Source organism: Pradoshia sp. Z5_111, assembly GCF_058267535.1.
Genome location: NZ_JBZCPQ010000003.1, coordinates 151,696 through 176,830 on the forward strand (window position 1 = coordinate 151,696; position 25,135 = coordinate 176,830).

General features: G+C 37.5%; 27 protein-coding genes and 1 tRNA gene. 6 read left to right on the forward strand and 22 right to left on the reverse strand.

Annotated elements, in window-relative coordinates; translation table 11 throughout:
- Positions 1 to 257 precede the first annotated feature (257 nt).
- The 8 genes from AC4D4A_RS07605 to AC4D4A_RS07640 all read right to left on the reverse strand — a co-directional run bounded on the left by AC4D4A_RS07605 (position 258) and on the right by AC4D4A_RS07640 (position 6,489).
- Positions 258 to 902 (reverse strand): CpsD/CapB family tyrosine-protein kinase, encoded by a 645-nt coding sequence (locus AC4D4A_RS07605; protein WP_490995343.1) that lies wholly within the window; start codon positions 900 to 902, stop codon positions 258 to 260.
- Positions 903 to 904: 2 nt separating this feature from the next.
- Positions 905 to 1,609: a YveK family protein gene (locus AC4D4A_RS07610; protein WP_490995344.1), complete on the reverse strand. Its 705-nt coding sequence runs from the start codon at positions 1,607 to 1,609 to the stop codon at positions 905 to 907.
- Between the two features lie 62 nt (positions 1,610 to 1,671).
- Positions 1,672 to 3,441, reverse strand: a complete 1,770-nt coding sequence (locus AC4D4A_RS07615; RefSeq protein WP_490995345.1) for an ABC transporter ATP-binding protein — start codon at positions 3,439 to 3,441, stop codon at positions 1,672 to 1,674.
- A 16-nt stretch (positions 3,442 to 3,457) separates the two neighbouring features.
- Positions 3,458 to 4,606 (reverse strand): nucleotidyltransferase domain-containing protein, encoded by a 1,149-nt coding sequence (locus AC4D4A_RS07620; RefSeq protein WP_490995346.1) that lies wholly within the window; start codon positions 4,604 to 4,606, stop codon positions 3,458 to 3,460.
- A complete protein-coding gene (locus AC4D4A_RS07625) occupies positions 4,606 to 5,076 on the reverse strand; it encodes a lasso peptide biosynthesis B2 protein (protein ID WP_490995347.1) in 471 nt (156 codons plus the stop codon). Before AC4D4A_RS07625 ends, AC4D4A_RS07620 begins: the two co-directional genes overlap by 1 nt.
- Before the next feature lie 27 nt (positions 5,077 to 5,103).
- A complete protein-coding gene (locus AC4D4A_RS07630) occupies positions 5,104 to 5,388 on the reverse strand; it encodes a lasso peptide biosynthesis PqqD family chaperone (RefSeq protein WP_490995348.1) in 285 nt (94 codons plus the stop codon).
- Positions 5,385 to 6,320, reverse strand: a complete 936-nt coding sequence (locus tag AC4D4A_RS07635) for an aldolase (RefSeq protein ID WP_490995349.1) — start codon at positions 6,318 to 6,320, stop codon at positions 5,385 to 5,387. Before AC4D4A_RS07635 ends, AC4D4A_RS07630 begins: the two co-directional genes overlap by 4 nt.
- Positions 6,321 to 6,393: 73 nt before the next feature.
- Positions 6,394 to 6,489: a paeninodin family lasso peptide gene (locus tag AC4D4A_RS07640; RefSeq protein ID WP_490995350.1), complete on the reverse strand. Its 96-nt coding sequence runs from the start codon at positions 6,487 to 6,489 to the stop codon at positions 6,394 to 6,396.
- Positions 6,490 to 7,004: 515 nt separating this feature from the next.
- Between AC4D4A_RS07640 and AC4D4A_RS07645 the strand changes: the two genes are divergently transcribed.
- Positions 7,005 to 7,077: transfer RNA gene (locus AC4D4A_RS07645), tRNA-Val, on the forward strand.
- A 200-nt stretch (positions 7,078 to 7,277) separates the two neighbouring features.
- Here AC4D4A_RS07645 and AC4D4A_RS07650 read toward each other — a convergent pair.
- Positions 7,278 to 7,673, reverse strand: coding sequence for a stage III sporulation protein AH (locus AC4D4A_RS07650; protein WP_490995351.1), 396 nt, complete (start codon positions 7,671 to 7,673; stop codon positions 7,278 to 7,280).
- A 336-nt stretch (positions 7,674 to 8,009) separates the two neighbouring features.
- Here AC4D4A_RS07650 and AC4D4A_RS07655 point away from each other — a divergent pair, with 336 nt between their 5' ends.
- Positions 8,010 to 8,615 carry a hypothetical protein gene (locus AC4D4A_RS07655; protein WP_490995352.1) on the forward strand — a complete coding sequence of 202 codons (606 nt, stop codon included), beginning with the start codon at positions 8,010 to 8,012 and terminating at the stop codon, positions 8,613 to 8,615.
- 105 nt (positions 8,616 to 8,720) lie between these two features.
- On the opposite strand, the gene ulaA is transcribed toward AC4D4A_RS07655, so the two are convergent.
- The 6 genes from ulaA to AC4D4A_RS07685 all read right to left on the reverse strand — a co-directional run bounded on the left by ulaA (position 8,721) and on the right by AC4D4A_RS07685 (position 13,232).
- Complete coding sequence (gene ulaA / locus AC4D4A_RS07660) at positions 8,721 to 9,977, reverse strand: PTS ascorbate transporter subunit IIC (RefSeq protein WP_490995353.1); 1,257 nt, start codon at positions 9,975 to 9,977, stop codon at positions 8,721 to 8,723.
- A gap of 1 nt (position 9,978) precedes the next feature.
- Positions 9,979 to 10,254: a PTS sugar transporter subunit IIB gene (locus tag AC4D4A_RS07665; protein ID WP_490995354.1), complete on the reverse strand. Its 276-nt coding sequence runs from the start codon at positions 10,252 to 10,254 to the stop codon at positions 9,979 to 9,981.
- 8 nt (positions 10,255 to 10,262) lie between these two features.
- A complete protein-coding gene (locus AC4D4A_RS07670; RefSeq protein ID WP_490995355.1) occupies positions 10,263 to 10,712 on the reverse strand; it encodes a PTS sugar transporter subunit IIA in 450 nt (149 codons plus the stop codon).
- Between the two features lie 301 nt (positions 10,713 to 11,013).
- Positions 11,014 to 11,448 (reverse strand): nucleoside 2-deoxyribosyltransferase, encoded by a 435-nt coding sequence (locus tag AC4D4A_RS07675; RefSeq protein WP_490995356.1) that lies wholly within the window; start codon positions 11,446 to 11,448, stop codon positions 11,014 to 11,016.
- Positions 11,449 to 11,629: 181 nt separating this feature from the next.
- Positions 11,630 to 12,340 (reverse strand): hypothetical protein, encoded by a 711-nt coding sequence (locus tag AC4D4A_RS07680; RefSeq protein WP_490995357.1) that lies wholly within the window; start codon positions 12,338 to 12,340, stop codon positions 11,630 to 11,632.
- A 64-nt stretch (positions 12,341 to 12,404) separates the two neighbouring features.
- Positions 12,405 to 13,232, reverse strand: coding sequence for an Imm26 family immunity protein (locus AC4D4A_RS07685; RefSeq protein ID WP_490995358.1), 828 nt, complete (start codon positions 13,230 to 13,232; stop codon positions 12,405 to 12,407).
- Positions 13,233 to 13,786: 554 nt separating this feature from the next.
- Between AC4D4A_RS07685 and AC4D4A_RS07690 the strand changes: the two genes are divergently transcribed.
- Positions 13,787 to 15,415: an FAD-binding protein gene (locus tag AC4D4A_RS07690; protein WP_490995359.1), complete on the forward strand. Its 1,629-nt coding sequence runs from the start codon at positions 13,787 to 13,789 to the stop codon at positions 15,413 to 15,415.
- An 82-nt stretch (positions 15,416 to 15,497) separates the two neighbouring features.
- Complete coding sequence (locus tag AC4D4A_RS07695) at positions 15,498 to 15,950, forward strand: SRPBCC family protein (protein ID WP_490995360.1); 453 nt, start codon at positions 15,498 to 15,500, stop codon at positions 15,948 to 15,950.
- A gap of 334 nt (positions 15,951 to 16,284) precedes the next feature.
- On the opposite strand, the gene AC4D4A_RS07700 is transcribed toward AC4D4A_RS07695, so the two are convergent.
- A complete protein-coding gene (locus AC4D4A_RS07700) occupies positions 16,285 to 16,911 on the reverse strand; it encodes a TetR/AcrR family transcriptional regulator (RefSeq protein WP_490995361.1) in 627 nt (208 codons plus the stop codon).
- A 230-nt stretch (positions 16,912 to 17,141) separates the two neighbouring features.
- Between AC4D4A_RS07700 and AC4D4A_RS07705 the strand changes: the two genes are divergently transcribed.
- Positions 17,142 to 17,732 carry a hypothetical protein gene (locus AC4D4A_RS07705; protein ID WP_490995362.1) on the forward strand — a complete coding sequence of 197 codons (591 nt, stop codon included), beginning with the start codon at positions 17,142 to 17,144 and terminating at the stop codon, positions 17,730 to 17,732.
- A 382-nt stretch (positions 17,733 to 18,114) separates the two neighbouring features.
- Here AC4D4A_RS07705 and AC4D4A_RS07710 read toward each other — a convergent pair whose 3' ends face one another.
- From AC4D4A_RS07710 to AC4D4A_RS07730, 5 genes are read right to left on the reverse strand one after another with little or no spacing between them, the layout of a single operon-like run.
- Entirely contained in the window at positions 18,115 to 18,876 is a 762-nt protein-coding gene (locus AC4D4A_RS07710; protein WP_490995675.1) for an ATP-binding cassette domain-containing protein, read from the reverse strand.
- Positions 18,877 to 18,902: 26 nt separating this feature from the next.
- Positions 18,903 to 19,670, reverse strand: a complete 768-nt coding sequence (locus AC4D4A_RS07715) for an ABC transporter permease subunit (protein WP_490995363.1) — start codon at positions 19,668 to 19,670, stop codon at positions 18,903 to 18,905.
- A gap of 15 nt (positions 19,671 to 19,685) precedes the next feature.
- Entirely contained in the window at positions 19,686 to 20,660 is a 975-nt protein-coding gene (locus AC4D4A_RS07720; RefSeq protein ID WP_490995364.1) for an aliphatic sulfonate ABC transporter substrate-binding protein, read from the reverse strand.
- Positions 20,661 to 20,683: 23 nt separating this feature from the next.
- Entirely contained in the window at positions 20,684 to 21,493 is an 810-nt protein-coding gene (locus tag AC4D4A_RS07725) for a VOC family protein (protein ID WP_490995365.1), read from the reverse strand.
- 11 nt (positions 21,494 to 21,504) lie between these two features.
- Positions 21,505 to 22,683, reverse strand: a complete 1,179-nt coding sequence (locus AC4D4A_RS07730) for a M20 metallopeptidase family protein (protein ID WP_490995366.1) — start codon at positions 22,681 to 22,683, stop codon at positions 21,505 to 21,507.
- Between the two features lie 243 nt (positions 22,684 to 22,926).
- Here AC4D4A_RS07730 and AC4D4A_RS07735 point away from each other — a divergent pair, with 243 nt between their 5' ends.
- The gene (locus tag AC4D4A_RS07735; protein WP_490995367.1) at positions 22,927 to 24,195 is read left to right on the forward strand and encodes a hypothetical protein; all 1,269 of its coding nucleotides are present in this window, start codon (positions 22,927 to 22,929) and stop codon (positions 24,193 to 24,195) included.
- Between the two features lie 206 nt (positions 24,196 to 24,401).
- Here the strand turns inward: AC4D4A_RS07735 and AC4D4A_RS07740 are convergent, their stop codons facing one another.
- Positions 24,402 to 24,917, reverse strand: coding sequence for a CueP family metal-binding protein (locus AC4D4A_RS07740; protein WP_490995368.1), 516 nt, complete (start codon positions 24,915 to 24,917; stop codon positions 24,402 to 24,404).
- Positions 24,918 to 25,135: the final 218 nt, after the last annotated feature.

Here is a 25,135-nt window from a genome sequence, read left to right on the forward strand (position 1 = left end):
AATGGACAAAAAATGAATCTATTATGAAGACACTCCACCGAGAACTACTTCATGGGTACGGACTAATCCTTTACATAAAATCAATAGGGCATCAAACCCATCCTCACATCACCTTCCCGACGACTGGCGTCTAAGGTTAACACCCACAAGATGACCGAGTGCCTCCATTGATAGTGGTAAGGAGACATCACCAAAAGTACCGATTCCATTAAAAGCACTAATAATTCTATATAAAGAACACCGGATTAAAAAAAATCCTATTTATTTAAGACTCCCCCAATAACCGTTGCTTTGGCCATTTCCAGCATCTTGCGTGCCTGGGATGCGTCTTCTATTGAAGTGCGATCCTTTTGAATAACCAGTAATACACCATCACATATATGAGCCAGCAGTTTCGTATCGGTTGCCTCTAAAATTGGAGCAGAATCAATAATGACCTTGTCATAGATTTCAGTAGCTTCATATAAAATTTCATCCATCACATCGGAGCCTAACAATCCCGCTTTTGGTAGCTTTTCCCCTGTAGTCAATATAGCCAATGTTTCCACCCAATTAGGATAGACTGCTTGACCCAAAGTTGTCTCCCTCATTAATAAATCAGTCAACCCAATGGTATTACGAATTTTAAACAAGGAATGAATAGCTGGTTTACTTAAATTTGCATCAATCAATAAGATACTTTCACCCTGTAAAGCCATAGAAATAGCCAGATTGGAAGCAATGGTGGTTTTACCCTCCCCCTCTGATGGTGAGGTAACTAGAATAACCCGACAATTTGCCCCCTCCTCTGAAAAATGAATATTTGCTTGTATTTCTCTAAACTCCTCAGATACGAGTGATCTTTTCATCGACAATGTAACTAGCTTTTCGCTAATCATTTCAAGTGGTTTTATTTTATTCATAATTAAACTTTCTCACCCCTGTGGCTAACCTTGGCTTTTTGTCGTTGTGTGCTTATTGAACTGCCTTTTACTCGTTGAATCTTCGAAATCCTTCCAACCACAGGGATTCCAATCAAGTTCTCTATATCCTCTGTACTGCGAATGGAATGATCAAGTGTATCAAGCAAAAAAGCAATTCCTATCCCGGCAATCACTCCCAGACCTATTGCCATAATGATTAGCTTCATTTGGTTCTCATTGATAGGAGTTGGATCTTCTTTTGCTTCTGATAGAAAATGAACATTATCAAAATTAATAATGCTAGGCACTTCTTCTTTAAATACTTGAGCTGTTGTATTAGCAATGGCAGCTGCCTGGTCAGGATTAGAATCAACCACACCAATATTGACTACCTGTGAATTATCAATACTCGTTACGGAAATCTTCGCGGCCAAATTCTCCGGACTTATCGAAAGACCCAGATCTTGACCTACTTTTTCCATAACTTTCGAGTCTTTAATAATCACCTGAAGAGTATTCCTGAGGTCAGCATCCGCTTCGATGATAATCGTCGCTGAAGATTGATAGAGTGGAGTCGTAAACCATTTGATATAGAATAAACCACAAACAAATGTAATGACTGTAAAAATGGCAATTATCCAAAACCTTTTCTTTAAAACCCTGATCCATTCCCGTACATTGATTTCTTTTGACTTTCCAGGATTCATTCCACTCCCCCCAATCTTCTCACTGCCATCCTATACTCCTCCTACAATTCCAGAAAAATGCTTTAAGAGCCAAGCAAATGGCTGAATACTCCTTTCTTTTCAGCGGCAAGCTGCTTGTATCGCCCGGTCTGAACAATCCTTCCTTCATCAAGAACTAGTACTTGATCTGCATTGCGGATTGTTGACAGCCTATGGGCAATAATGATGATGGTCATCTTACCCTTTAATCGATCGAGCGCATCCTGGATTTTGGATTCATTTTCTTGATCCAGTGCACTTGTTGCTTCATCCAAAATGAGTACAGATGGTTTTCTAAGAATCGCTCTTGCCAACACAAGCCTTTGCCTTTCTCCACCAGAGAGACGAACTCCCCGATCTCCTATTAATGTATCCAGTCCATTCGGCAATTTACGAACAAACTGGGCGGCTGCAGCAAATTCAAGCGCTTCCCATAAATCCTCCTCTTTTGCTTCTGGACAAATTAACATAAAATTATCCCGGATACTTCCATTAAACAGGAATGGGTCCTGTGGGACATAGCTGATGTTTTGCCTGAATAAGTATCTGTTCTCTTCATTTACTTCAATATCACCAATAAAAATTTTGCCTTCATTTGCTATTAATAGACCCATTAACAAATCTATTAATGTACTTTTGCCAGCCCCGGATCGTCCGACAATGGCTGTCGTAGATTGAAACGGGATCGTGAGATTGATATTTTTTAATGCATAGGTCTCCGATTCTGCCTGATAGCGATAGGAGACATTTTGACAAGTAAGATCCCCTTCAATATGAAAGAACTTCCCTTGTTCTGCAGGGGATTCACTGGAAGACCGACTATCCTCCATCAGCTTTATTAATGAGTCAAAGGCAGGAAGGGCTGATGCAATTTGTTCCATACTATACTGAATCGCTGTAAACCTTGGCCATAATCTCGAAAAAATTAAAACAATCACTAGCAATTCTTCAGGTGCAGAATGAAACAGATTAAGAGATAAATAGATAAAAAGGGCAACTAGCAAAGCCTGTGAGGATTTATAAAAAAATTGAGATTGTGCCTGTACATTTGCATTCTGCATGCGTTCATGTGTATATCGGTCATTGAAATCGCTTAGCCAGTTATTCATCGTATGTTCCAATGAATTACTTTTAATTTCCTTCATACCATTCAAATGATCGGATATCGCACCATAATAGGATCTGGCGACTTCTGTTGTCTGATTTCCAATTGCTTCTGACTTTTTAATATATCTTCTCGAAAACAGACCCAACACGGCCCCGCAGCATAATACGAAAAATGTAATTTCAGGAGACAACCACAATGCAATTCCAATTTGAATAATCGTAAAAACGACAGAGGTAGCCAGAAGTAAAAACTGACTGATGCCCACGCTCACCCTGTTCAATTCATCCGTTAAGCTGTTCAATAAATCAGAACGTCGCTTCTTCAAAAAAAACAACCAGTCAGCCCAAAGCAAGGACTGATATATTTTTGATCTCATATGATTGGTATATCCCACGTAGATCATTCTGTTTTGAATCGTTAATTTCTTTTGAATCCAGTTCTGTCCTGTAATAATTAGTACGTATATAACTAAAATAATCGCCAATCCAATGAAGACAGGAATCTCATCAACAACTGAAAATAGTTCACTAAAGGGCAATGACTTGCCTGATTGGCCAAGCATGCCGCTCATCTCAATGATCGGAATGAGCAGAAGAATACCAATGCTTTCTATAAAACTAACCATTACCATACCAAGTAAATTCACATATAAAATTTTACCTGAATACGTTCTTAATTCTTGGATAAATATCCATAATGATTTCACCCGTGATCTCCCCTAACTAAACGAGCTGCCTCCACATCCACAAAAACGGTCGCAGCGGAAAATATAAGAAATGAAGCGATTTTGGCAATGGCAATGTCTTGGCATCATCAATACAAGGATACAGCGCTCCGTAAAATCGAAAGGCCTTTTGCCTTCTCGTCATAATAGATTGATAGTAGTCATCAGCCCTTTTGCGAAACCGCCTCGAAAGTCTATCATCATGAATATCAATCTCGTTTATGATTAAAAACAGGGCATCTTCAGCCAACCGATACGACCGCTCCGTCACATGGCCGTAAAGCGGAAGCTTCGTGTCTAACAATTCTTCTGCCAACAATCCAACCTGACCAGCGATATGTGAAACCTGATAGCGTTGCTTCATCTTTTTAATCAATCGCCAATCTGTGATTTGCTTCGACAGATCAGCCAGATCAATCAGCCAGCGTAACCGGAACCAACCGTGCCGGGCTCCATGTAACAATAAAAATAAGTAGAGATCTTCTGTACCAAGTAAATACGTTGTTTTTTTTGTCAAAGTACTGATTTGCTTCCGATTCCATAACTGATCAAAGCTTGGCTCTTTTGCCCCGCCCGGATGCAGCTTCCAATGAAGCTCTACCTTTTGTAAGGTATCGGGATGCATATATTCCACATGATGGTTTTTCCATTTCCAATCCCCTAAAACAGAACGTTTATATTCATCTCTTTCATATCCTCTTTCGATCAGGATGGCATCTGCCTTTTTAAAATCCTTAAGGGAAATTAACACATCAAGGTCATTGGATGTACGCATTGTTAAATTCCCATAGAGCTGATGTGCAAGCGCAGGCCCCTTCAGAAACAAGCAACGAATCTCCTGTTTTTGAAAACAATCTGATAAACGTTCCATTTCTGCACTCATTTTCATCATTTGAAAGGTATTCTGTTGATAAAGGCCTCTAAGCTTCGCCAGTATTTCCCGAGGAATTTCCTTACCGAACCCATCATTCAATTTTTTATAAATCATCGGATACAATCTGTGCTGTTTCACAACCTCCAGAAATACATACCAATTGATTGAACTGTTTAATAAAATTTTTACGGAGTCCCTTTCATTTTTAATCAAGGCGAGCATTAGGTTCAGCTCTTTGGAAAAACCGGTCACGTGCAAAGGTTGTCTATCCATCATTTTTCCTCCTTCTGATCCCCCATTCTTTTCGCGAAGGTTCCCACTACTGTGTATCCTTCCTTCCCATTGGCTCCAGTCACAAAATATAATCCACTCCGCAGCCAGGCATGAGCCTTCATCTTTCCATCTTTATCTCTTGCTGTTGCCATATAAAGAGTACTTTCAATGCCACGCCGCTCAAGCATTCTCATTCCTGCAATCGCCATAACAAGACATTTACTTTCCCAAAACGTATATCTGCTCATCGTCTCCAAGCTTTTGGACACTGACTCCAGGATTTCAGCATGGGCTGGCACATAGGTTAATGGTGTCTCTTCCATTTTTCTGCCCAATTTAGGCGCAATTTTTGAAAAGGGCAAACTCTTTTGTATCCTGGCTACTCCTAAGGAACAATAAGCTTCTACATACATCATGAAGGTTTTACTATCTAAGGACAGTAAGGTTCGAGCTTTCTGAATGAGGTTCATAAACAAAACTCCTTAGGAAGTAATGGTTTAGTCAATTAATTCTTCTTTTTTCAACATATCCAGGAATGAACGAACCTGACTTTCACATTCTTCAGGGCTAACATCATACTCATTTGTTAACCGATCCACAAGCTCATTGATAGACTTAGGTTCATTCATCAGTTCCCAGATTAAGCCTCCAACTTCACCAAGATTATAATATTTACCATTATGGACGCTTAGCATCACTTTCTCCCCGTCCATATCACTGACTACATTGCCATCCTTTTGGACATATTTCCTAGCATCGATCATTTCTGTTTGGTTGCTCATTGTTTACTCCCCTTCCCCGTTTCGGTTACCTCTTTAATTATTTTGACTAAATCATGAACCGTAAATGTTGAAATTGGTCGCTTCAGCTGATAGATTGCCAGTTGATTACTTAATTCAGCGGAACGCCTGAAATGCCAATCCATTAAGCCAAGCGGCTTCAAAAAAAGATTACGATACGTGTGCTTATACAAGGTATGAAGACGTTCCAGCCCTTTAACGGGAGTAATGCCAATCGTATTCGTATCAACTGGCAACAGTTCAATGACCCCTGCGAGCGGAACAGATTTTTGGAGAAAACTTTTCCCTACAGGTACTGAAAATTTCGTTTCTCTTCCATATAAAGGTTGATAATTCGAGGATTTCATTCCAAAATGATCCAATGATTCCTGCCATAGCTTTTGAGATGGATAGGATGGAATGACCATGGGTCGATCCCCGGTAAAACATATTGGAATAACATCATCACTTAACAGTTTATATCCCTGATTCATGAAGGCTGAAGCAAGTGTTGATTTTCCGGCACCTGACTCGCCAACAATGGCATACGCTTCACCATCCAATACGATGGCACTTCCATGGAAAGGCAACAATTGATGCTGCATCAGAATAACTCCCATGCATGTCCCCAATACATAGAGCCTAATTTCATCTTCATCTGAATCAAGATGTGGTGAAATGCTGATTGTTTTACCAGAATCAACCGCAAAGATGGCTACCTGATCAATTTCAAATAAAACACGATTGTCTTGAACCCAGTATCCTTTTTCTTTTTCCTGAGCACAGTTCCATTCATCTGCTAAATGTTCATATTTTATGACGATATCTAATGGAGATTTTGATTCTTCAATCTGAATTAACTCTGGCAGCTTCATCTCACTTGAGATTGTAAATCCAAACGCTTGGTACACCATCTGTTTCAATGCCTGAACCAACTTCATCACTCCAATTTTTAAAAAAGCCCTTATACGATAAATTTGTATAAGGGCTTTTTCCTTTTCTGTACAATCAGCTTCCTCTTTTACCGCCGTATACTTCTCCACCATCAAAAGTCATTTTTACATCAAGAACCTCAAGATTTGGTTTTTGCCATTCTTTTTTCATTCCTTCACCCCCTTATGTATATGTTCTTTATTTAGAACAACTAGAGCGAAATAGGGCCCATGTCATCCTAATATTGTATTGAATTACATCTCTATGTTAAAGATATAATCCAAATTACAATCTGTTCTTTCAAACTTCTCCATATAATTCATAGATCAATAGTCACGAGTTCTTTATAGAGAACTAATGTATACTAAAAATATCATCTTTAGTAAATTCTGTCAAACAAATTAACAGAAAAATTTTATAATTTTTAATATATACAAAAATACCAACCGAATGACAAAAATTGCGTTCAAATTCAGCAATTATTAGACAGATCTTGGTGATAATAACTTCAAGCTTTAATCTGAAGTGTTTATGAGGATTAGGTGTGGATAGAGATTAAGTTCCTCCCCTAAATTTAAAGGATCACTTTGTGTCCCTATATGGAAGAAAGATCCTGCAACAAAAATTCATCTTGACTTTAACTGACTTACCCTTTATATTAAATATTGTTAATTACATAGTATTGTGATTCCGTAGCTCAGCTGGGAGAGCACCACCTTGACAGGGTGGGGGTCGCTGGTTCGAACCCAGTCGGGATCATACTTTTCGAGAAGGCTTAAGCCCATGTGTATCAAGGGTTTGAGCCTTTTTTGTTTTCCGGTTGAAGTCTCATCCTCTTGTAACTAGCCAAGTACCTTTATCAGGCTCTACTAGGTCATAGAATTCTTGAAGAGCCATACAGGTTTCATACTCGCTATAATTGACTCCGTTTAAAGGATTAGAGTATTTTTCCATTACCATCAATCTTCTTCTATTTCATAAATCAACCCTTTAATTGCATTGATTTTAGCTATTTCATTTTTATCTGATGTCATTACATAGCACTCTGATTCATGAGAATTAGTTGCCAGCCAGTCCTCTCCTTTTTTAAAAAATGATAAATCTTCAGGGAAGTTAGGAAAAAAAAAACAACTAAATAGAGAATTGGATAGTTCCAAAACTGTTTTTTCAGCATGTTCATCTGTGGAAAAATAGTATACTTTTGCAGTTTGATTATCTCCTATAATGTTACTTGCCCATTCAGATTTCTCTTTCATAAGCTTAAATGATGGATCAAACTTTCGTAGAATGGGGGCAAACTTAGTTAAGTCTCCCATATCCTTTCTAAGAACTAAATGCCAATTCAATAAGCTCACGGTATGTATTTCCAGACGGATTCTTTGTAATTTTGAACATAGATATTACCCCTCACTATTTTTTGAAAAGAAGAATATACCTAACCCCTTCTTCCATTTATTTAACCACATATTTACATTAAATTTCACTACTTCTCTATGATTCTTAACTAGTTGTTATACACTGGTGATTCTCTCAAAGAATCAGTTTATTAGTAATATTTTGTCTCTATACAAAACAATTAAACAGAAGGTAAAGTTAATATATAACCTTTCTTTTTTGATACATACTTATAAAACAAATTTCCAATATAGCTGCTATCCTATTTAAAACCTATAGGAAAGAAGGAATGAAAGATGGAGAAGCTAGAAGTGATAGTGGAAATGAAAGAGGGAAATCTGATTCGTCTCTATGCCAATAAAGTATACGATACTTTAGGAAAGATCTATCACGGTGATATCTTTACGACAAAATGTGAATTGTTAAAGCATTACCCCGATTGCGAAGTGATGAGTGGATATGGGTTAGCAGACCCGCAAACCAACCTTTTAATCTCAGGAATGAATGATTGGTTTGATACCATCGAAGAAGCGGTGACTACACTCCAAGCATTACATCACAAACAAGAGCTGGATGCTTTATATGAGTTAACAGCAAGCTATTATAGCCTGCTTAAATCAAACACTAATTTAGCAAGAATAATAGACGAACTGGACAATCGTGATGCAACATCATTCCCCGAAAAAGTAATCTCATTATATATGATTACAGGTTTCGCGAATGATTGGTTCCCAGATGAAATCGCAGAAGATAAACGGCAAGAGGTCAAGAATGTACTAGACCAAGCATATGCGAAATGCTCAAACATTGTAATGGCACACCAACAAGCAAAGAAAGCCCTAATGATGATCACGGCAACAGAATACCTGTTTCAACGCAGAATATTTCATTCTAAACATTAAAGAAAGCAACTACAAATTATAATGTAGTTGCTTTTTTTGCGTTGTATCTCATTTAAAAGATGTTTATCCCTTCTTCTGCATTTCGAAGGTTTCTATAATTTTCATTTACATAAGTAGTTTCATTAAATAACCTAAGAAAATACCCACAATCGCGAAATCGGTATCGCCAAATGTTGTACCTTCAAAACCTAAGTCTCCTAACACCGGTAATAATAATGCTGGCAGGAAGCTGATTAGAATACCGTTAACAAATGCACCTAACATAGCTCCTCTTCTTCCGCCGGTAGCGTTTCCGAATACACCAGCTGTTGCTCCGCAGAAGAAGTGTGGAACTAGACCGGGAACAATTACTGTCAAGCCAAATAGCGGAAGTAAAAACATACTGATAATACCTCCGAGAAAGCTAAAAATAAAACCGATAATGACTGCATTAGGGGCGAAAGGGAAAACCACTGGTACATCTAATGCCGGTTTAGCATAAGGCACAACTTTGTCCGCTACCCCTTTGAAGGCAGGAATGATTTCCGCTAATAATAATCGAACACCCGCTAAAATAATATAAACACCTGCAGCAAACGTGATTGCTTGGATAATGCAAAACACAATAAAGTTTTGACCGCCGCTTAACTCATTTTCAATATAAGCTGGACCAGCAGCAATCGCAACGATAAAGAACATAACTAACATAGTTAAAGAGATTGCGACGGATGTATCTCTAAGGAATCCTAAACTTCTTGGTACTCGTATCGCTTCTGTTGACTGTGCTCTATTCCCCGCTCCTTTACCTACCATTCCAGCAACCCAATATCCGAATGAACCAAAGTGACCGATTGCAATCTCATCATTACCTGTAATCCTTCTAACAAATGGCTGTAGAAGGGCTGGACTTAAAACCATTAATAATCCTAGAATAATAGAGCCAATTATAATTAATCCTGCTCCATCCAGTCCGCCTGTTGATAATACGACTGCTAACAAACAGGCCATAAACATAATATGGTGTCCTGTTAAGAATATATATTTAAAAGGAGTGAAGCGAGCTAAGAGGATATTAACAATCATACCTAACAGCATGATTAGAGCTGTTTCCATACCAAAAGCATTTTGAGCCATCGCCACGATCGCTTCGTTGTTCGGGATAACACCATCAATATCGAAGCCCTTCTCAAGCATTTTCCCAAAAAAATTGAGTGAACCCGTTATGACAGCTGCTCCAGCACCAATAATCAGGAAGCCCATAATTGTCTTCAATGTTCCAGATACAACCTCAGTAGCTGGTCTTTTCTGCAGTAATAAACCGATCAGAGCAAATAATCCAACCAAAATCGCTGGGGTGCTTAATATATCTACAATCAAATCCATTTTATATTTCCTCCAGGTGTTTTTCTAAAACAGCTTTGATTTCTTCGACGTTGAATAAATTCATGAGCGGAATGACTTTTCTGCCGTTTCCCTCTAACTGTTCCATGATTTCAGGTGAACCAATATAGTAATCTACTGTCTCCGCCCTGGCGGATGTTAAATCGGTATGCCCTACCTCTGCCTCCCTGTTCATTTCACGCAAAGCTTTCTTTACATTCATTTCTGCAATAAAACTGCTTCCTAACCCGTTTCCACAGACAACTAATATTTTCATCATGCTGCCTCCTATTGTATAAATGAAAATAATTGCTTTAAAAATTCATCCTTGGATTTGGAATGGATCAGTTGATTCACATTCGTTTCATCACCTAAGACAGCTGCCAATTCAGATAGTGCTTCCAAATGTGAGTGCTCATCCACTGCTGCCAGTACAATGATTAGCTGAACCTTATGATGCTCTTTATCCGAAAACCATACGGGTTCTTTCATGACAAGAATGTTTAATCCTATCTGTTTAACACCAAATTCAGGTCTTGCATGAGGCAAAGCAATGTTTGGGCCAAGTACATAATAAGGACCTAGTTCCTTCGTAGTACTGATTATTTTATCTACATACGTCTGTTCAATAGAATCATTTTCTATCAAAGGAGCAGCCGCTAATCGAATAGCTTCTTCCCATGTATTCAAATGATTCTTGAACTGGATTAGCTGTGTATTCAGAATCTGATTTAACAAGACCCACCCTCTCTCTAAACTTTTCTTCATTTATAATTCATTCATATAAATCTACTTGTAGATTTATTCCCTCTATCTTTTTGAAATTTATTTTTAGGACATCATGTTAATACTCCATATTAATCATCTACTTCCTGAAAATTAACGATAATGCAGACATAAGTTTCATCTTGTTCTTTCAAATGTCTTGGGAAAATAGCGAATGGTATTTTTGCTTCATAAATAAAAAAAGCCAGTCTTAGACCAGCTTTTATTTAAATGATATTCATATTATTAATAGTTTACTACTTAGCAAAAATGCTTATTCTACTTCTCCTTCAAAACGAATCAATGGGCAAGTAGTCCAATCATAGTTCTGCACTTCTTCCCACGTTTTAAAATAAGCTTGCAATGATTCTGTGATCATTAAGTTGCAATATTCTTCTTTCTCGTGGAAGACAAAGATAGGTTTACCAATTGAATAAGCTAACCCAATCTCAAACATTGTCCCAGAATCCGTTTCATCATATATCGCGAAAATGAGATCTGCATCTTTTACATGGTCTACATCATTCTTAAAAACTACATCTCTCCAAGGCTGTGTATTATACACATATTCTTTAAATTGATGCTCTCTAGGACTAAATACGTCAAAGCCCATACCTCGCAAAACTTCTTCTGCTTTGGAAAGTCGTCGTGCCTGATTATCGTTAAACCAACCACTTGCTAAATAAATCTTCTTGCCTTTTAAATTCATGTTGTCCTCCACAATACTTAATATATTAACAGAGGAATTATATTTGAATATGAATTAAATAACAAGCACAGGCTTAATAAATTTAAATATTGTTACAGGATTAGCGTTCTTTATGTATAGATAATTAGATATAATGGGTTAATTCATTCTAAATAAAGTAGTAATCATGGCTTGATTATAGCTATGGCATAAGTATTTTAGGATAATCTTTTGCAGTTCCATTAAACTTACTGAACCCAAATTGTTCTTGTGCTCTATTTTCCAGATCGACTATGATTTGATCATAGGGATGATTAGTTAATTGAGTGATAATCCCGTCATTTGTAACTGATTTTACTTTTTGCCAGGGAAATTCATAAAGTGAACCTTCATCATTCAAGTATTCTACAAGGACATGAGAAAAGTAATTAAGCCAAAAGACACCTGGAATTCTTTCTTTCAATGTTCCAGTTATATGCTGTCTTTCCTCTGCCTTCTCTTCAGTTACATAGCCATAAATGGCCTCGAAGCAATCTACTAACTCTTCAAATAATAGAAATATATCATCCTTTATTAGATTAAATACTTTATTATTCAAATAAATGGTTAGGTAGTTTAAGCTCAATTCAGTCGGATGCACGCACCAATGAGTATCAAACCAATATCCTTTACCCTTTCCTAACATACCGCCTGATTTTCCAATCATTTTATCCTCCGTTATCTCATATATTCCAGGTTCTTCCTTCACCCACATATCAATGGCCTCTTCAATTGAAAAAGGCTCTTTGACCGGTTCAAATAAACCGATTTTCTCTATATTCAACCCATTTTTGTTCATTAAATCAAAAAAATCACTTGCATATTTTTCTGATCCAATGTGCTTAACTGAATATATGTCTATAAAAACCCCCACTGTCCCACCTCATTTACTTATCTACTATCTAAGCTTATATAAATTGAATTTCGCACTGCTTGGATTATGATTCATCCCACCCATTCTCTTGTCGATAAATCTGTCTTTCTATAGCTGATAACACCTTAGCAGTTAAAGGTCGTTTAACGGCTGGCAACAGGATTTTGTCATGATAATCCTCATCAGCAAAGACGTTCCATGGCGTGATTCCGTAGAATGCGTTCGCTAAATCCTCAAGGACACCGCTTGTAAAGTTCATGGCACCTCTACATTCGGAACCGTTAAATTCTTCAGGAACTTCCTCCTTTTGAATTCTTACACTCCTATTTCCCAGTACCCTCCAATTGTGATTATCTAATGAAGTCGGCGTTAGTGAGAGTATCGAAATAAAGGGATTAATTATAATTTCTTCTAAGCTTGGAGCTTCGGAGTGGTTTAAATCAAATAACCCACAAACTGGGTTTGTATAGCTTTTCCATACTACCTGCCCAAAGGCATATGTACCATTATCTAAAGGGATTTGAAATATGTCTCCCACTTTCCATTTTTGTTTCTTTGGTCTTTTATGTGAAAGTAATTGATGTTTGGCAGCACTTTTTTCTTCCTCGGATAAAGTAACATCAGTAAGTTCATTTATGATGATTGCTATTTCCAGCATCAATTCTGCATGAGAAGTTCGCACTGTAACTGCACTTGATTCATAATCAAATTCAATACACTTGTAAATCTTGGGTTCAACCTTCTCTCTTACTGTCTTACGGAGGAGTTTTGCTGCCTCATTATTTGTTTCTACTTTAAACAATTCAGCTAAATCCTCATCAATAAAGAAATACGAAATAGATGCATCCGGTAAAAATATTTCTATTTTCCCTAGCTTACAATTTTCAGTCATTATATTTCATTTCCCCTTTAGGAACTGCTGTTTTAACAAATAGGCTGATGATAAGGATACAGTTCCTTAATTATCGATAAAAACCTATTATGATAAATTCGGCAAATTCTCTCCTTTCACCTGTCAGACGACAGTATTTCGCAGTTTTAATTTCTTTAAATCTCTAGAAAAAACAAAAAGGCTCCTTAACTCGATTGGAGTCAGACGCCTTAAATTTCCCAAGTATTTAGATAGCATATAATCCGCTTCTTATTCATTTCAGGCCCCCTATCCTTATCATTTAAAATTTCACCTATTCACCATTTAAACAACCTTAGTTCATGGTTATACCACTTACCCTTTTAACATTCCTTCTATCATATAACCAAAAAGATATATTTCATGGCTTCTATTGTTCTTATGCCTTTTTTAAAATGGCAGAGCTTTCATCCCAATATATGTCTTATTCTAATTATTTTCACAAATTGGACAAATAACTTGAAATTATTAGAAAAATCATAGATAATCAATTTATTGATAGTGACACTATCAAAAACGACAAAGGGGATGATTTTTTGTCTAGTAAAATACCTACTAATTGGGACAAAGAAGTAGATGTAATAGTTTTAGGGACTGGTGGCGCCGCTTTGACAGCTGCTGTGGCCGCTTCTGAAAGCGGTTCCAATGTTCTTGTGTTAGAAAAGACCCATCAAATCGGTGGAACAACTGCTTTTTCAGGTGGAGTTCCTTGGATTCCACTTAATCATTATATGAAAGAAAAAGGGTATGAAGATAATCGTGAAGATGCTATAAATTTCATAAAACGCTTAGCACTTGGCCGAGCAGATGATTCTATGATTGAAACTTTTGTAGATAAAGGACATGAAATCATTAAGTTTTTGGATGATCATACACCTGTCAAATTTGTTTCTCCAAAATCTTATCCTGAATATTACGCCCGTATGGATGAGGCATTGAAACATGGGACACGTTCATTAGATCCAGCTCCATTTGATTTAAATGAGATTGGAGAATGGGGTTCATTAGTCCGTCAAAATCCAATTTTCCCTCCTCTGACATTAGAAGAAGGCGGAGCCGTTGGAGGAATTGACTTCCAGTTAGTGGCTGAGCGTATGCAAAATAATATTGTTACTATGGGTCGTTCATTAGTTGCTTCTTTATTTAAAGCATGCTTGGATCGCGGTGTCGAAACCTTAATCGAAACAGCTGGTAAAGAGCTAATTATGGACGAGGATGGACAAGTAGTTGGAATCGTCGCTGAAACAAAAGATGGTGAAATTCTACGTTTTGCTGCACGCAAAGGAGTCATTCTTGCATCAGGCGGATTTGAATGGAATAAACAATTAGTTAAAGCTTTCTTAAAAGCTGAGTTCACTCATCCAGTCACACCTCCTGGTAACGAAGGAGACGCACTCTTGATGGCTATGAAGGCTGGCGCTGCACTTGAAAATATGAGTGAAGCATGGTGGTATCCAGCAATGGTGGATCCAACATTTGAATATGAAGATAATGTAATGGCGCAGCTTGGTGGTGGCCGTAATGGTCCAAACTCAATCATCGTGAATAAGTACGGACGCCGATTCGTCCATGAAGGAACAACCTATAACGATATGCCAAGAGCTTTCTTTAATTATGATCCAGTAAAAGTAGAGTTTCCAAACAAAGGACCTAACTGGATGATTTTTGACCAACAGCTAAAAGATAGCGAACTCATTATTACAATGGCACCTGGTGACCCTGCACCGGAATGGGTAGATCAAGCTGATTCTATTCGCGAGCTGGCTGAAAAAATTGGTGTGGATCCAGACGGTTTAGAAATGGAGATTCAAAAATGGAACGAATATTGTGAGCAAGGTGAAGACCCTGATTTCCACCGCGGCACGATACAATTTGAAGCCCTTACAAATGGCGGCGGAAGTCCTGAGAAAAATCTAGGCAAAATCGAAAAAGGTCCATTCTACGCATTACCTATCTATTTAGGTGCACTCGGTACGAATGGTGGGCCAAAAATTAATGAAAATGGACAAGTTGTTAACTTTAATGGGGAACCGATTAAAGGTTTATACGCTGCCGGAAATGCTTCAGGAAATCCACTTGGTCCAATTTATCCAAGTGCAGGCGGAACAATCGGGCCTGCTATGGTATTTGGCTTCTTAGCTGGACAGCACGCAGCCAATTCATAATATAAATGGAACAAAAATTTTTTAACTCAATTACGTCAAAAACCATATAAAACAATCATACAGAAACGGGAAGGTGCAGATCATGCCACAAGGAACACATACAGTTGAAGTACCATTAGATATTCATACAATTTGGGAATTTGTTCATGACATGAACAAATGGGCTCCACTTGTTCCAGGATATATCGACCATGAAATTTTAAGTGAACGCCAATCTACTTGGGCTTTCAAGGGTGACTTAGGATTTATGAAAAAGACAGTTAAGCTTCAAATTGATATTAAAGAATGGAATGAACCATCCGAAGTAATTTTTGATCTAAAAGGTTTGTCTGATAACTTTAATGGCGGTGGCTATTTCCGTGCGGAAGTCATTGACGAAAATACAACGAAAATGTCAGGACATCTTGATATCACTGCTGGCGGTATGATGGGTGCAATGGTCAATCAAATATTAACCAAATTTGTTCCCCAGACAGCACAGGAACTAACAGATGCAATTGTGGATAAATTACTGGAAATTAATACAGTAAAATAAACATTTTAGACCGTTTATCTTAAAGAGATAGAAAAAAGACGTAATTACGCGTCTTTTTTCTTATTTTCATAGTTTAGAAATCGTAATAAATATTATCTTCCAATGATTTTAATCACCTGCCTAGAAACTATACAGTTTAAAAAATGATAAAATTTAGCGTTCGATAATAAATAAAACCTTCCTTAATGTTACTCTCAGGCTACCAGCTGATTTCTCTTTTATCCCTATTCCAACGAAAAAAACTCATCATATAATGACGAGTTTTAAAATAAATTATTCCTTATATTATAGTAAAGCTGGTAATGGACCATACATCTCAAAAAAAGAACCCTTATTATTTCCCTTTTTGTAAGTATGATAGAATTATATCCTTTACTATAATCAAATTTCCCTTTTTAGGAGCAGCGATAAAAACATCCTCTGGTATTAAAGAATATAATGAATATTTCTTTACAGCAGTTCCGAACATATTCATGATCGTACTTATAATCACTTCATTGGTTTGTGAAAGCTGTATGCTTCCATCCTTCTTACCTTCATTAATAATTTTTAAAATGATGCCGCTAATTTTCCCGTAGGCCTTATGTATTTCTTCTAGCAATCCAACTTCAATTTGGATAAATGCAATATAAACTTCGAACGCTTCCAACAGTTTTGATGATATGCTATTTTCTTCGTTTATATACATAATATAAGCAGTTAGCACGTCATCCATCTTTTCTATACCCGTTTTGTTAGATTCTATAATTTTTTCAAAAATAGGTACCTGTTGTTCTATGACTTCTTTTATAACTTCAATAATTAAATGCTCTTTTTTTGGAAAATAACGAAATAGAGTTGCCACCCCTACACCAGATTCATCCGCAATTTTCTGCATGGTTGTTTTTTCAAAACCATGCTCTGCAAATAATTCTTTAGCAGCTTGAACCATCCTCTTGCGTCTCTCCAATTTTTTATCCATTTCATCACCTACCAAACAATATTATACTACTTTTATTAAAAGAAGGCCGTTAGTAGCAAATCACTTTGAATTAGAATACTCTGTTTTCTCATCAGTTATTCCTTTCACGAACACTCTTATATGAAGCATCTAGCTAAAAATGTTTTAAACAAGCAGTTCCGAAATAGTCGAAAGTGATGAGCAAAACAACCCCTATCTGAATAACGTATTTTCAGAAGGAGGAATATAGCTTGAAAAAACTGATTCTTTTTGCTGGTCTTGTTGGTCTGTTGGTTGCTTGTGGTGAAGAAGAGGTAGTTAAGCCGAAGGGAGAGCCTAAAGAAGAAGTTCCTGCAGCAGTGGAACCTAAAGAGGAAGCTCCCGCAGTAGAGGAGCCTAAAGAAGAACCTAAAGAAGAGGCACCTGCAATTGAGGAACCTAAAGAAGAAGCTCCCCCAGTAGTGGAGCCTAAAGAGGAAGCCCCTCCCCCAGTACAAAAGGGATCCATTGACCCTCAAGTCGCTCTGACAATCCTTCAGGACGCTTATCAAGGAATTGCCAAGGTGGAGTACAATGCACAATTAAAAGCCTTCCTTATCCTGCCGACCGATCCGAACTTTATTGTGGAAATGGAAATGATTTTAACCGGTAAAATGTCGAAGGACGACTGGAACTATCTGGCTGACTCAATAGCTAAACTTAGTGGTGAGCTGGGACCAGAATACCTTGTGTTCCTGCTCAACCCAGCCAATCCAGACAATTATATCCTCATGGCAGAAAACGGAGTCATCAAATACGATGCACTTAATGAGGATGTAAAGAGTCAGGATAAAGCACTTTAACTATCTAGGACATAGCAACAGATTACTGCATAGTAATTGGCATACAGTGCCGGAAGATATACCGAATATACGCGCCAGTCAAGAACCTGTTTTTCTGATATTCCACGTTTTAGACTGATTAACCGAGAGAAACAGCAACATATAAGCTTCTGGTTTAAGTTACTTTCCAGAGCTTTACATGATGATACAAGATAAGTAGAAGAAGACTCTCAAAACAAAATGATCCCCAAAAGTCAGAATTCAACTCTAACTTTTGGGGAAATCTATATTACAGTAACTAATATAATAGCATTTTTATATATTTTTATATTGTTCTACACTTTAGTCGCTTGATTATACGGTTTATCTCTTTAGCACTCAAATTAATTCCCCAAAATATTTCCTACTCCCCCTGCATAATCCGCTGCAGGACCTTATCCTCCAATAACGTTAACTTATTGTCTGTAAATTGTCGCGGTCTAGGTGCATCGACTTTTACATCCATTGATACATAACCATCCTGTATGAGAATGATGCGGTCTGCCAGACGAATGGCTTCTCTTACGTCATGAGTGACGAGTAGAGCAGTAAATCCAGTACGCTGCCAAAGGGTTTCGATTAAGTTTTGCATTTCGAGCCTTGTAAATGCATCAAGAGCGCTTAATGGTTCATCCAGCATAAGTAAAGATGGTTCATGAATAAGAGCACGTGCTAAAGCGACACGTTGTTTTTGTCCTCCTGATAAGGTAGACGGCCATTGATCCTTGAACGATAATAAGCCAACTGCATCCAAGACTTCCTCTGCTTTTACTTGCCAATTCCCATCAAGACCGAGCCCTACATTATCCACAACTTTTTTCCAAGGTAATAATCTTGAATCCTGATACATCATCGTCACATTGGCGGTTGATTGATTGGATGCTACTCCATTAAATAGCAGTTCCCCACTCGTTAAAGTCTCTAGTCCTGCGACAAGTCTTAAAAGCGTACTTTTTCCGCTTCCGCTTTTCCCAATGATGGCTACAAACTCTCCTTTTTCAATGGTTAGCTTTATATTTTTTAATACCTCTTTGTCACCGAATTGCTTGCTAACGTCATTGATTTCAATCTGAATCGCCTGATCATTAACTATATCTTTCTGACTCTCCCACTTTACAGCTGCCAGCTTACTCACTCTTACCACCTCCTTCATCATTTGTTGTAGCTTACATTCCACTTCAGCGCTTTTTTCTCACCTAATTGGGCAATGATATCTGCCAGTTTACCCAGTAACGCATAGATTACAATACTTAAAATAATGATATCCGTTTGCATAAATTCCCTTGCATTCGTTGCTAGATAGCCAATTCCTACTTGTGTAGGAATTGTTTCAGCAACGATTAAGGTTAACCACATTACACCGAGAGCATATCGTAAACCAACGAATATGGAAGGAAGTGCACCGGGCAGAAGAATTTCTTTAAATAATCTCCATCCCTTTAATTTATACATTTTCCCCATTTCAACTAATCCTGGATCTACATTACGAATGCCGTGGAACGTATTGACATAGACAGGGAACAAAACACCTAATACAACCAGAAATATTTTTGCACCTTCATCGATTCCCAACCAAACAATGACAAGCGGCAATAATGCTAAGTGCGGTATATTACGTAGCATTTGAATGCTCGTATCCGTTAAACGGTAGGAGCGGTCTGAAAGGCCATTAAATATACCAAGCGCAAAACCAATTAGTCCTCCAATCACCATTCCAACAACAGCGCGCCCTAAGCTTGCCCCAATATGAGTGACCAATTCACCGCTCGCGAGTAACTCCCATCCACTAATTAATACACTAATAGGGGCAGGAAAAAGGGAAGCATTAACGATTTCTAATCTGGCGACGACTTCCCAGACAATCAGGATAATAACTGGAATAATCCAAGGCTCCATATTCCTAACTATTTTATGATTCATTGTCTTCATTCCTTTTTAGTTGATTGGCATATCTTTAGAAACATCAAGTTCTTTCGGTATCAAACCAATTTCAAAGTATTTATCAGCTTGTTTTTGCTGTGTATCCACAATCTCCTGGGTCAATTTCGTTGCTCCGAAGGTTCGACGATCCAGCTGCTTTTTCACGATCTTTTCGTCAATCCCCAATGCCTTGGACATAATCTTGACTACTTCATCTTTATTTTCATTTGCCCATTTGTCTGATTTATCCGTTGTTTCTAAAATAAGATCAACTAAATCTGAATGCTCTTTCGCAAAGTCTGGTGTTGCATAGTAGAACGTACGATTTGGATATTGATAATCCACATTTTCTGTAAAAGTGATTGTATCTAATTCAACCTCAGCTGCAGCAAAGAATGGGTCATAGGATGCTAATGCATCCACTTTTTTCGTTTCAAAAATGGATCTTCCCTGCGCGGCATCCTCAGGATATACCCATTCCACATCATCAACCGACAGACCGGCCTTTTCAATCGCCAGTACCGCTAAATAATGATGATTACCACCTTTTAAAACTCCAATCTTTTTCCCTTTTAACTGTTCAATAGAAGTAATTCCGGATTCCTTTAAAACCATCAGTCCAACACCTTCAGGATTTGGCGCATCTGCCCCTACATATACAAGTGGTTTGCCGGAGGCTTGAGCAAAGATTCCGGAACCGTCAGCAGCATGTCCATAGTCGATGGCACCAGCATATAATCCTTCTAACAAGGTTCCGCCATGAGTGAACATTTCCCATTTCACCTTGTATCCTTTTTCCTTCAAGGTTTCTTCCAGATAGCCAGATTCTTTTAAAATATGTAGTGTATTCCCTTTTTGATAGCCAATCGTAATCTCTTTATCTCCATTTTTTGAAGCGTTACCTGAACTTTCTTTTCCGCAACCAGTGATGAATAATACACCAACCAGTAATAGAATTCCGATTATATAGTTTGATGTGCGCTTTTTCATAGGTCCCCACCCTTATCTTTCATTTATTTTGAAAATCTATAGATTGCTTTAGAAATTTGGACCTCTTCATCCTGTCCGGCACCGCTAAATTGGACTAAAAATGGCTTTTCTCCTCTTTCATTTAAAATGTCAGATACACGGCCTTCTCCATTCGGGCTAAATAAAACAATATCTCCACCCTTTACATGCAGCCTTTTCCCAGTAGCATTCAATGAAGAATCAAAAAAGGTTTCTCCTTCCTGCAAGTCTAAATAATTAGCCCATTTTTTTGCAGTTTCATCATGCTTTTGAACAGCAAATCCTACATATGATAAATGAATGTCACCTTTTTCATGCTTTGCGATGACAGATCGCTCTATTAAATCGTGCTTGCGTTCTTCGTCTTTTTGATCCCATTCAATAAAGAATGGTAAATCTAGTTTTTCTCCCTGTTTCCCTGCATATAATAGCTTCCAGCTGACCACACTTCCATCGGGTCTTTTTCTACTCATTGGGTGTGGGCCATATACATCCAATCCAAGTTGACGAAACCTCTCCGCAACACTTTCTAAATTATTGGAACGCAGCGCGATTCTTGATAATCCTTCTACGAATTGATCGTTCTTCAATGTTTCCCTTAAGCTATATTTCATATCAGAGGAGGACACTACTGCCTCTTTGTCATAGACACCGATCAATTCTATGTAACTTAAATCAAAATAACTAAGAGAATTATATGTACCTAGACTCTCATGCTTACCGCCTTCAACTGCGTGTAAGCCAACATCGCGAAACTGTTCTATTGCCTCTACTGGACTATTAACAAAGTGAACAAGATGGTCAAATTGAAACATTAATCTTCCCCCTAGTCTGTTACTAAATAATGATTGGCTAATTGTAGAAATATACGGCTTAACTGCAGCAATGCCTTTTCATCAAAATCAAATCGCGGATGATGGTGAGGGTACTGTGTTTCTGCCCGTTCATTATGCGCTCCAACATGGAAGTATGCCCCTGGCCTCTCTTCCAGATAATAAGCAAAATCCTCTGCTCCAAGGACGATGTCTTTTTCAACAAAAGCATCAAAAGAAATCGTTTCTTTCACTAATTTTTCAATTAATAAGGCTTCCTCTTTATGATTGACCAGGACAGGATATCCATGGACGTACTCTAACGAATAATCTATTCTGTCAGCAGCCTTTATTCCATCCAGAATGACACGAATCTCGGACTCGATTTGTTGACGGACTCCTGAATTCATAGCACGAACAGTTCCTTCCAAAACAGCCGAATCTGCAATGATATTAAAGGCATTTCCTGCATGAAAGCTTCCAACCGTTACAACAGCCGGTTCAACTGGATCAACGCGGCGGCTGACGATCTCCTGCAGATGAGTAACCAACCTGCTCCCAATTGCTACACTATCAATAGTTTGATGCGGTCTTGCACCATGTCCTCCTTTCCCCTGCAAGGTAATTTTAAAAGCGTCAACAGATGCCATGACAGGACCCGGTCTTGTTGCAATCTTCCCCACAGGCAAATCAGTCGCCAGATGCCCACCAAAGATGAAATCCACACCATCCAAAGCACCGTCTTCTATCATAAATTTTGCTCCGCCTGGTGGTTTCTCCTCCGCATGTTGAAATAATAAAACTACTTTCCCTTTTAATTGATTGCGATGATTGTTTAATACTCTCGCTACCGCAAGTAAAGCCGATGTATGTCCATCGTGACCGCAAGCGTGCATGACTCCGTCAACACTTGATTTATACTCAACGTTCTTTTCATCATGGATTGGTAAAGCATCAAAATCAGCTCGAAAGGCAATGGTTTTTCCAGGTTGATTGCCCTCAATAACACCAATCACTCCATTTCCTCCAACCTGTTCCTTCACGTTGATCCCAAAGCTTCGCAGCTTATCTGCAATGAATTTAGCAGTGTGGGACTCCTGAAATGACAATTCCGGATTTTGATGTAAATATCTCCTCCATGAAACCATCTCCTCAAAGTCTTTACTTAATTGGTCATAAAATCGTTCTGTCATTTGAACACCTCAAATACCGCTAAATTTTTTAATCCCGAGTATTTTTATCAAATTAATGATTAAGAATAATCTTACAATTTATCCAAACGTTGCGTCAATAGTTAATTCCAACTATTTATCTATGTTTTATATGAATTACTGTCATAACTCATAATTGCAGAACAATTAATTTACAAACAAAGCTCACTCTTCTGTATAATTAGAGTAATATGCGTTTTGTTTATAAAGGGGTAGGTGCAAAATATGAATATAAAAATAAACAAATTAATTGATTCTACAAATGTTAAATTTGGTTTGGATAACTATTATCTGAAACGACATTCATTGTCTCGCAAGTTAAATATCTTAAATGAGACGGTATATTTCCTTGAGATGGAGTGGTTTCCTAATCATGCGGAGGAACAAGAGGAAGATGATCTTAACCCTGTGGGTACTGCAGTTATTGAATTAGATCTCAATAGCCTAAAATATGAGAGAGTAATTTTTGTAGGCGATATATCTTTTGCAAATGGTATTAGATTTACTGAAGTTAATAGAGACACCGTTGTAAACTGGATTGAACAAGAAACTGGTTTGTCATATGGGAAGCACTTTAAATTTCATAAAGAAGAAAATGGGGAATTTAACTTTGAAGCATGCTTTGATGATATATATTTATCTCCCTCAGGTCATATTAAAGTAATTACAGATCATAATGGTAACCTCACCCTCTACTCCAAATATGGTCTATTTCCATCCAATGATATGGTAAAGAAAGAAGCATACACACTATCTCTTGAATCAATAGAACACCTTGCATGGAACCAATTAAAGTTACTCAATTTCCCATCCTTTGAATCGGAACAACTCATCCCCGTTTATGGCATGGAAGAAATTTATGTTACTAACGAACAGAAATCTGTCATCCCATTTGATTTCAACAGAGATATGAGACCCTTGGAAATAAATAAATCTATTTATTGGGATGAACCCAGCCTAAAACCATTTGAAAGACAGGAACTTAATTTGAGTTGGGATGTATCATTCGAACAAGCTATATCCAATGAGCAGAGCCCGGATTCATTTCCAATTAGTAAAGCTGAGAAAGAAAATTGTATAGTAGGGGTCACTGAATTTTTGCGCCAGATGTATTCAAATGAATCAGGAAATTGGACATTGAAAACTCTGCACCGTGATCAGGGATACATCCACGCAATATTACGGTTAAATCAAGAAGACACTAAATGTGTTTTTCATAGAAAGCTTATGGTTATTTTTGATGCGAAGAGTTTGCAAGCTATTAATTACGTAGATAATCAACTATTTATTGAACAATTTGACCATTTTTCTTGTTCAGAAGAAGTTTTGATCAATAAAAACGAAGCTTATCAAAAAATTAAAGATCATTTTGAGCTGACACCTCGTTATGTCTTTGATTCTCAGCAAAATAAATATATATTATGCGGACTATTAGATTGTCATTATGGAGTACGCGCCTCGAGCGGGGATATTATTTCGTTAAATGATTTATAAGCACTGTAACCAAATAGATACTAGCATTATTAAAAAAAATCCGCCCCTCTTTTCGCACGGGCGGATTTTACTTTTGCTAAAGGGATAGAATCTCTGTACATTACTTTTATGAATTTGTTAATAGTAAATCTAATTTATATCCGATAGTTCAAATGTAAAGATAAAAAAACATTTCAACCATAATTCTTCAATACTAGAATAGACACCTATATTAATTGCATGGTAGTAATGCAGGTATTATCGTCCTTAAAGGTGGAAATTGTCGTTTCTGATGTTTTTTCTCCATAGTTAATTCTTACCTGATATGTTTTGTCCCGTGGTAACCATATATCTATAAACCCATTTTCCAAGGACGTCATGGGTTCATCAATAATGACCTTGCCATCTTCATCTTGAATATATACATTGAAATCCTTATTAACCAGTTCCCCCTGGCAGCCTGTTAAACTGTGGATTTCACATGGATGAGTCTCTTTAACATAGGGTGCAATGGAAACAAAAAACTCTTCCGCAGGAAGATCATAAGACTTCTCCTTATCATCCTTCACAATTAACTTATGTGATGTAATGGACGCAGAGACATTATCAAAACTCCCCGTACTATAATCTTGAACCATTTCCCTTATATCCTGTCCTTCTTCTTTACTTTCCTCTTCCGAATTACATCCCATCAACAAAAAAATGGACCATAAACTGATCATGATAAATAAAGCTTTTTTCATCTTTTCAACTCCTGTACACTAATTCTATACAGGAATATTTTAACATACTAATAGATTTATATTTCTGTAATTGTTAACATTTATAGTCATTTAAAAAATGAAAGAGCCCTCACAAGGTTTTGCAAGCCAGCGTATACCAACAATTCTTTTACAATTTTATAATGCTATCTATTTTAATTAAATATTTTCCAAAATATTGATTGATTTTCGTAGATTCT

Excerpts from the sequence above, each read along its gene's own strand:
- AC4D4A_RS07720 (WP_490995364.1), bottom strand. The coding sequence starts at position 20,660 with ATGAAAAAGCGCACATCAAACTATATAATCGGAATTCTATTACTGGTT.
- AC4D4A_RS07725 (WP_490995365.1), bottom strand. The coding sequence starts at position 21,493 with ATGTTTCAATTTGACCATCTTGTTCACTTTGTTAATAGTCCAGTAGAG.
- AC4D4A_RS07730 (WP_490995366.1), bottom strand. The coding sequence starts at position 22,683 with ATGACAGAACGATTTTATGACCAATTAAGTAAAGACTTTGAGGAGATG.
- AC4D4A_RS07610 (WP_490995344.1), bottom strand. The coding sequence starts at position 1,609 with ATGAATCCTGGAAAGTCAAAAGAAATCAATGTACGGGAATGGATCAGG.
- AC4D4A_RS07685 (WP_490995358.1), bottom strand. The coding sequence starts at position 13,232 with ATGACTGAAAATTGTAAGCTAGGGAAAATAGAAATATTTTTACCGGAT.
- ulaA (WP_490995353.1), bottom strand. The coding sequence starts at position 9,977 with ATGGATTTGATTGTAGATATATTAAGCACCCCAGCGATTTTGGTTGGA.
- AC4D4A_RS07665 (WP_490995354.1), bottom strand. The coding sequence starts at position 10,254 with ATGATGAAAATATTAGTTGTCTGTGGAAACGGGTTAGGAAGCAGTTTT.
- AC4D4A_RS07675 (WP_490995356.1), bottom strand. The coding sequence starts at position 11,448 with ATGAATTTAAAAGGCAAGAAGATTTATTTAGCAAGTGGTTGGTTTAAC.
- AC4D4A_RS07715 (WP_490995363.1), bottom strand. The coding sequence starts at position 19,670 with ATGAATCATAAAATAGTTAGGAATATGGAGCCTTGGATTATTCCAGTT.
- AC4D4A_RS07700 (WP_490995361.1), bottom strand. The coding sequence starts at position 16,911 with ATGGATAAAAAATTGGAGAGACGCAAGAGGATGGTTCAAGCTGCTAAA.
- AC4D4A_RS07620 (WP_490995346.1), bottom strand. The coding sequence starts at position 4,606 with ATGGATAGACAACCTTTGCACGTGACCGGTTTTTCCAAAGAGCTGAAC.
- AC4D4A_RS07695 (WP_490995360.1), top strand. The coding sequence starts at position 15,498 with ATGCCACAAGGAACACATACAGTTGAAGTACCATTAGATATTCATACA.
- AC4D4A_RS07740 (WP_490995368.1), bottom strand. The coding sequence starts at position 24,917 with ATGAAAAAAGCTTTATTTATCATGATCAGTTTATGGTCCATTTTTTTG.
- AC4D4A_RS07625 (WP_490995347.1), bottom strand. The coding sequence starts at position 5,076 with ATGAACCTCATTCAGAAAGCTCGAACCTTACTGTCCTTAGATAGTAAA.
- AC4D4A_RS07735 (WP_490995367.1), top strand. The coding sequence starts at position 22,927 with ATGAATATAAAAATAAACAAATTAATTGATTCTACAAATGTTAAATTT.
- AC4D4A_RS07655 (WP_490995352.1), top strand. The coding sequence starts at position 8,010 with ATGGAGAAGCTAGAAGTGATAGTGGAAATGAAAGAGGGAAATCTGATT.
- AC4D4A_RS07630 (WP_490995348.1), bottom strand. The coding sequence starts at position 5,388 with ATGAGCAACCAAACAGAAATGATCGATGCTAGGAAATATGTCCAAAAG.
- AC4D4A_RS07640 (WP_490995350.1), bottom strand. The coding sequence starts at position 6,489 with ATGAAAAAAGAATGGCAAAAACCAAATCTTGAGGTTCTTGATGTAAAA.
- AC4D4A_RS07605 (WP_490995343.1), bottom strand. The coding sequence starts at position 902 with ATGAATAAAATAAAACCACTTGAAATGATTAGCGAAAAGCTAGTTACA.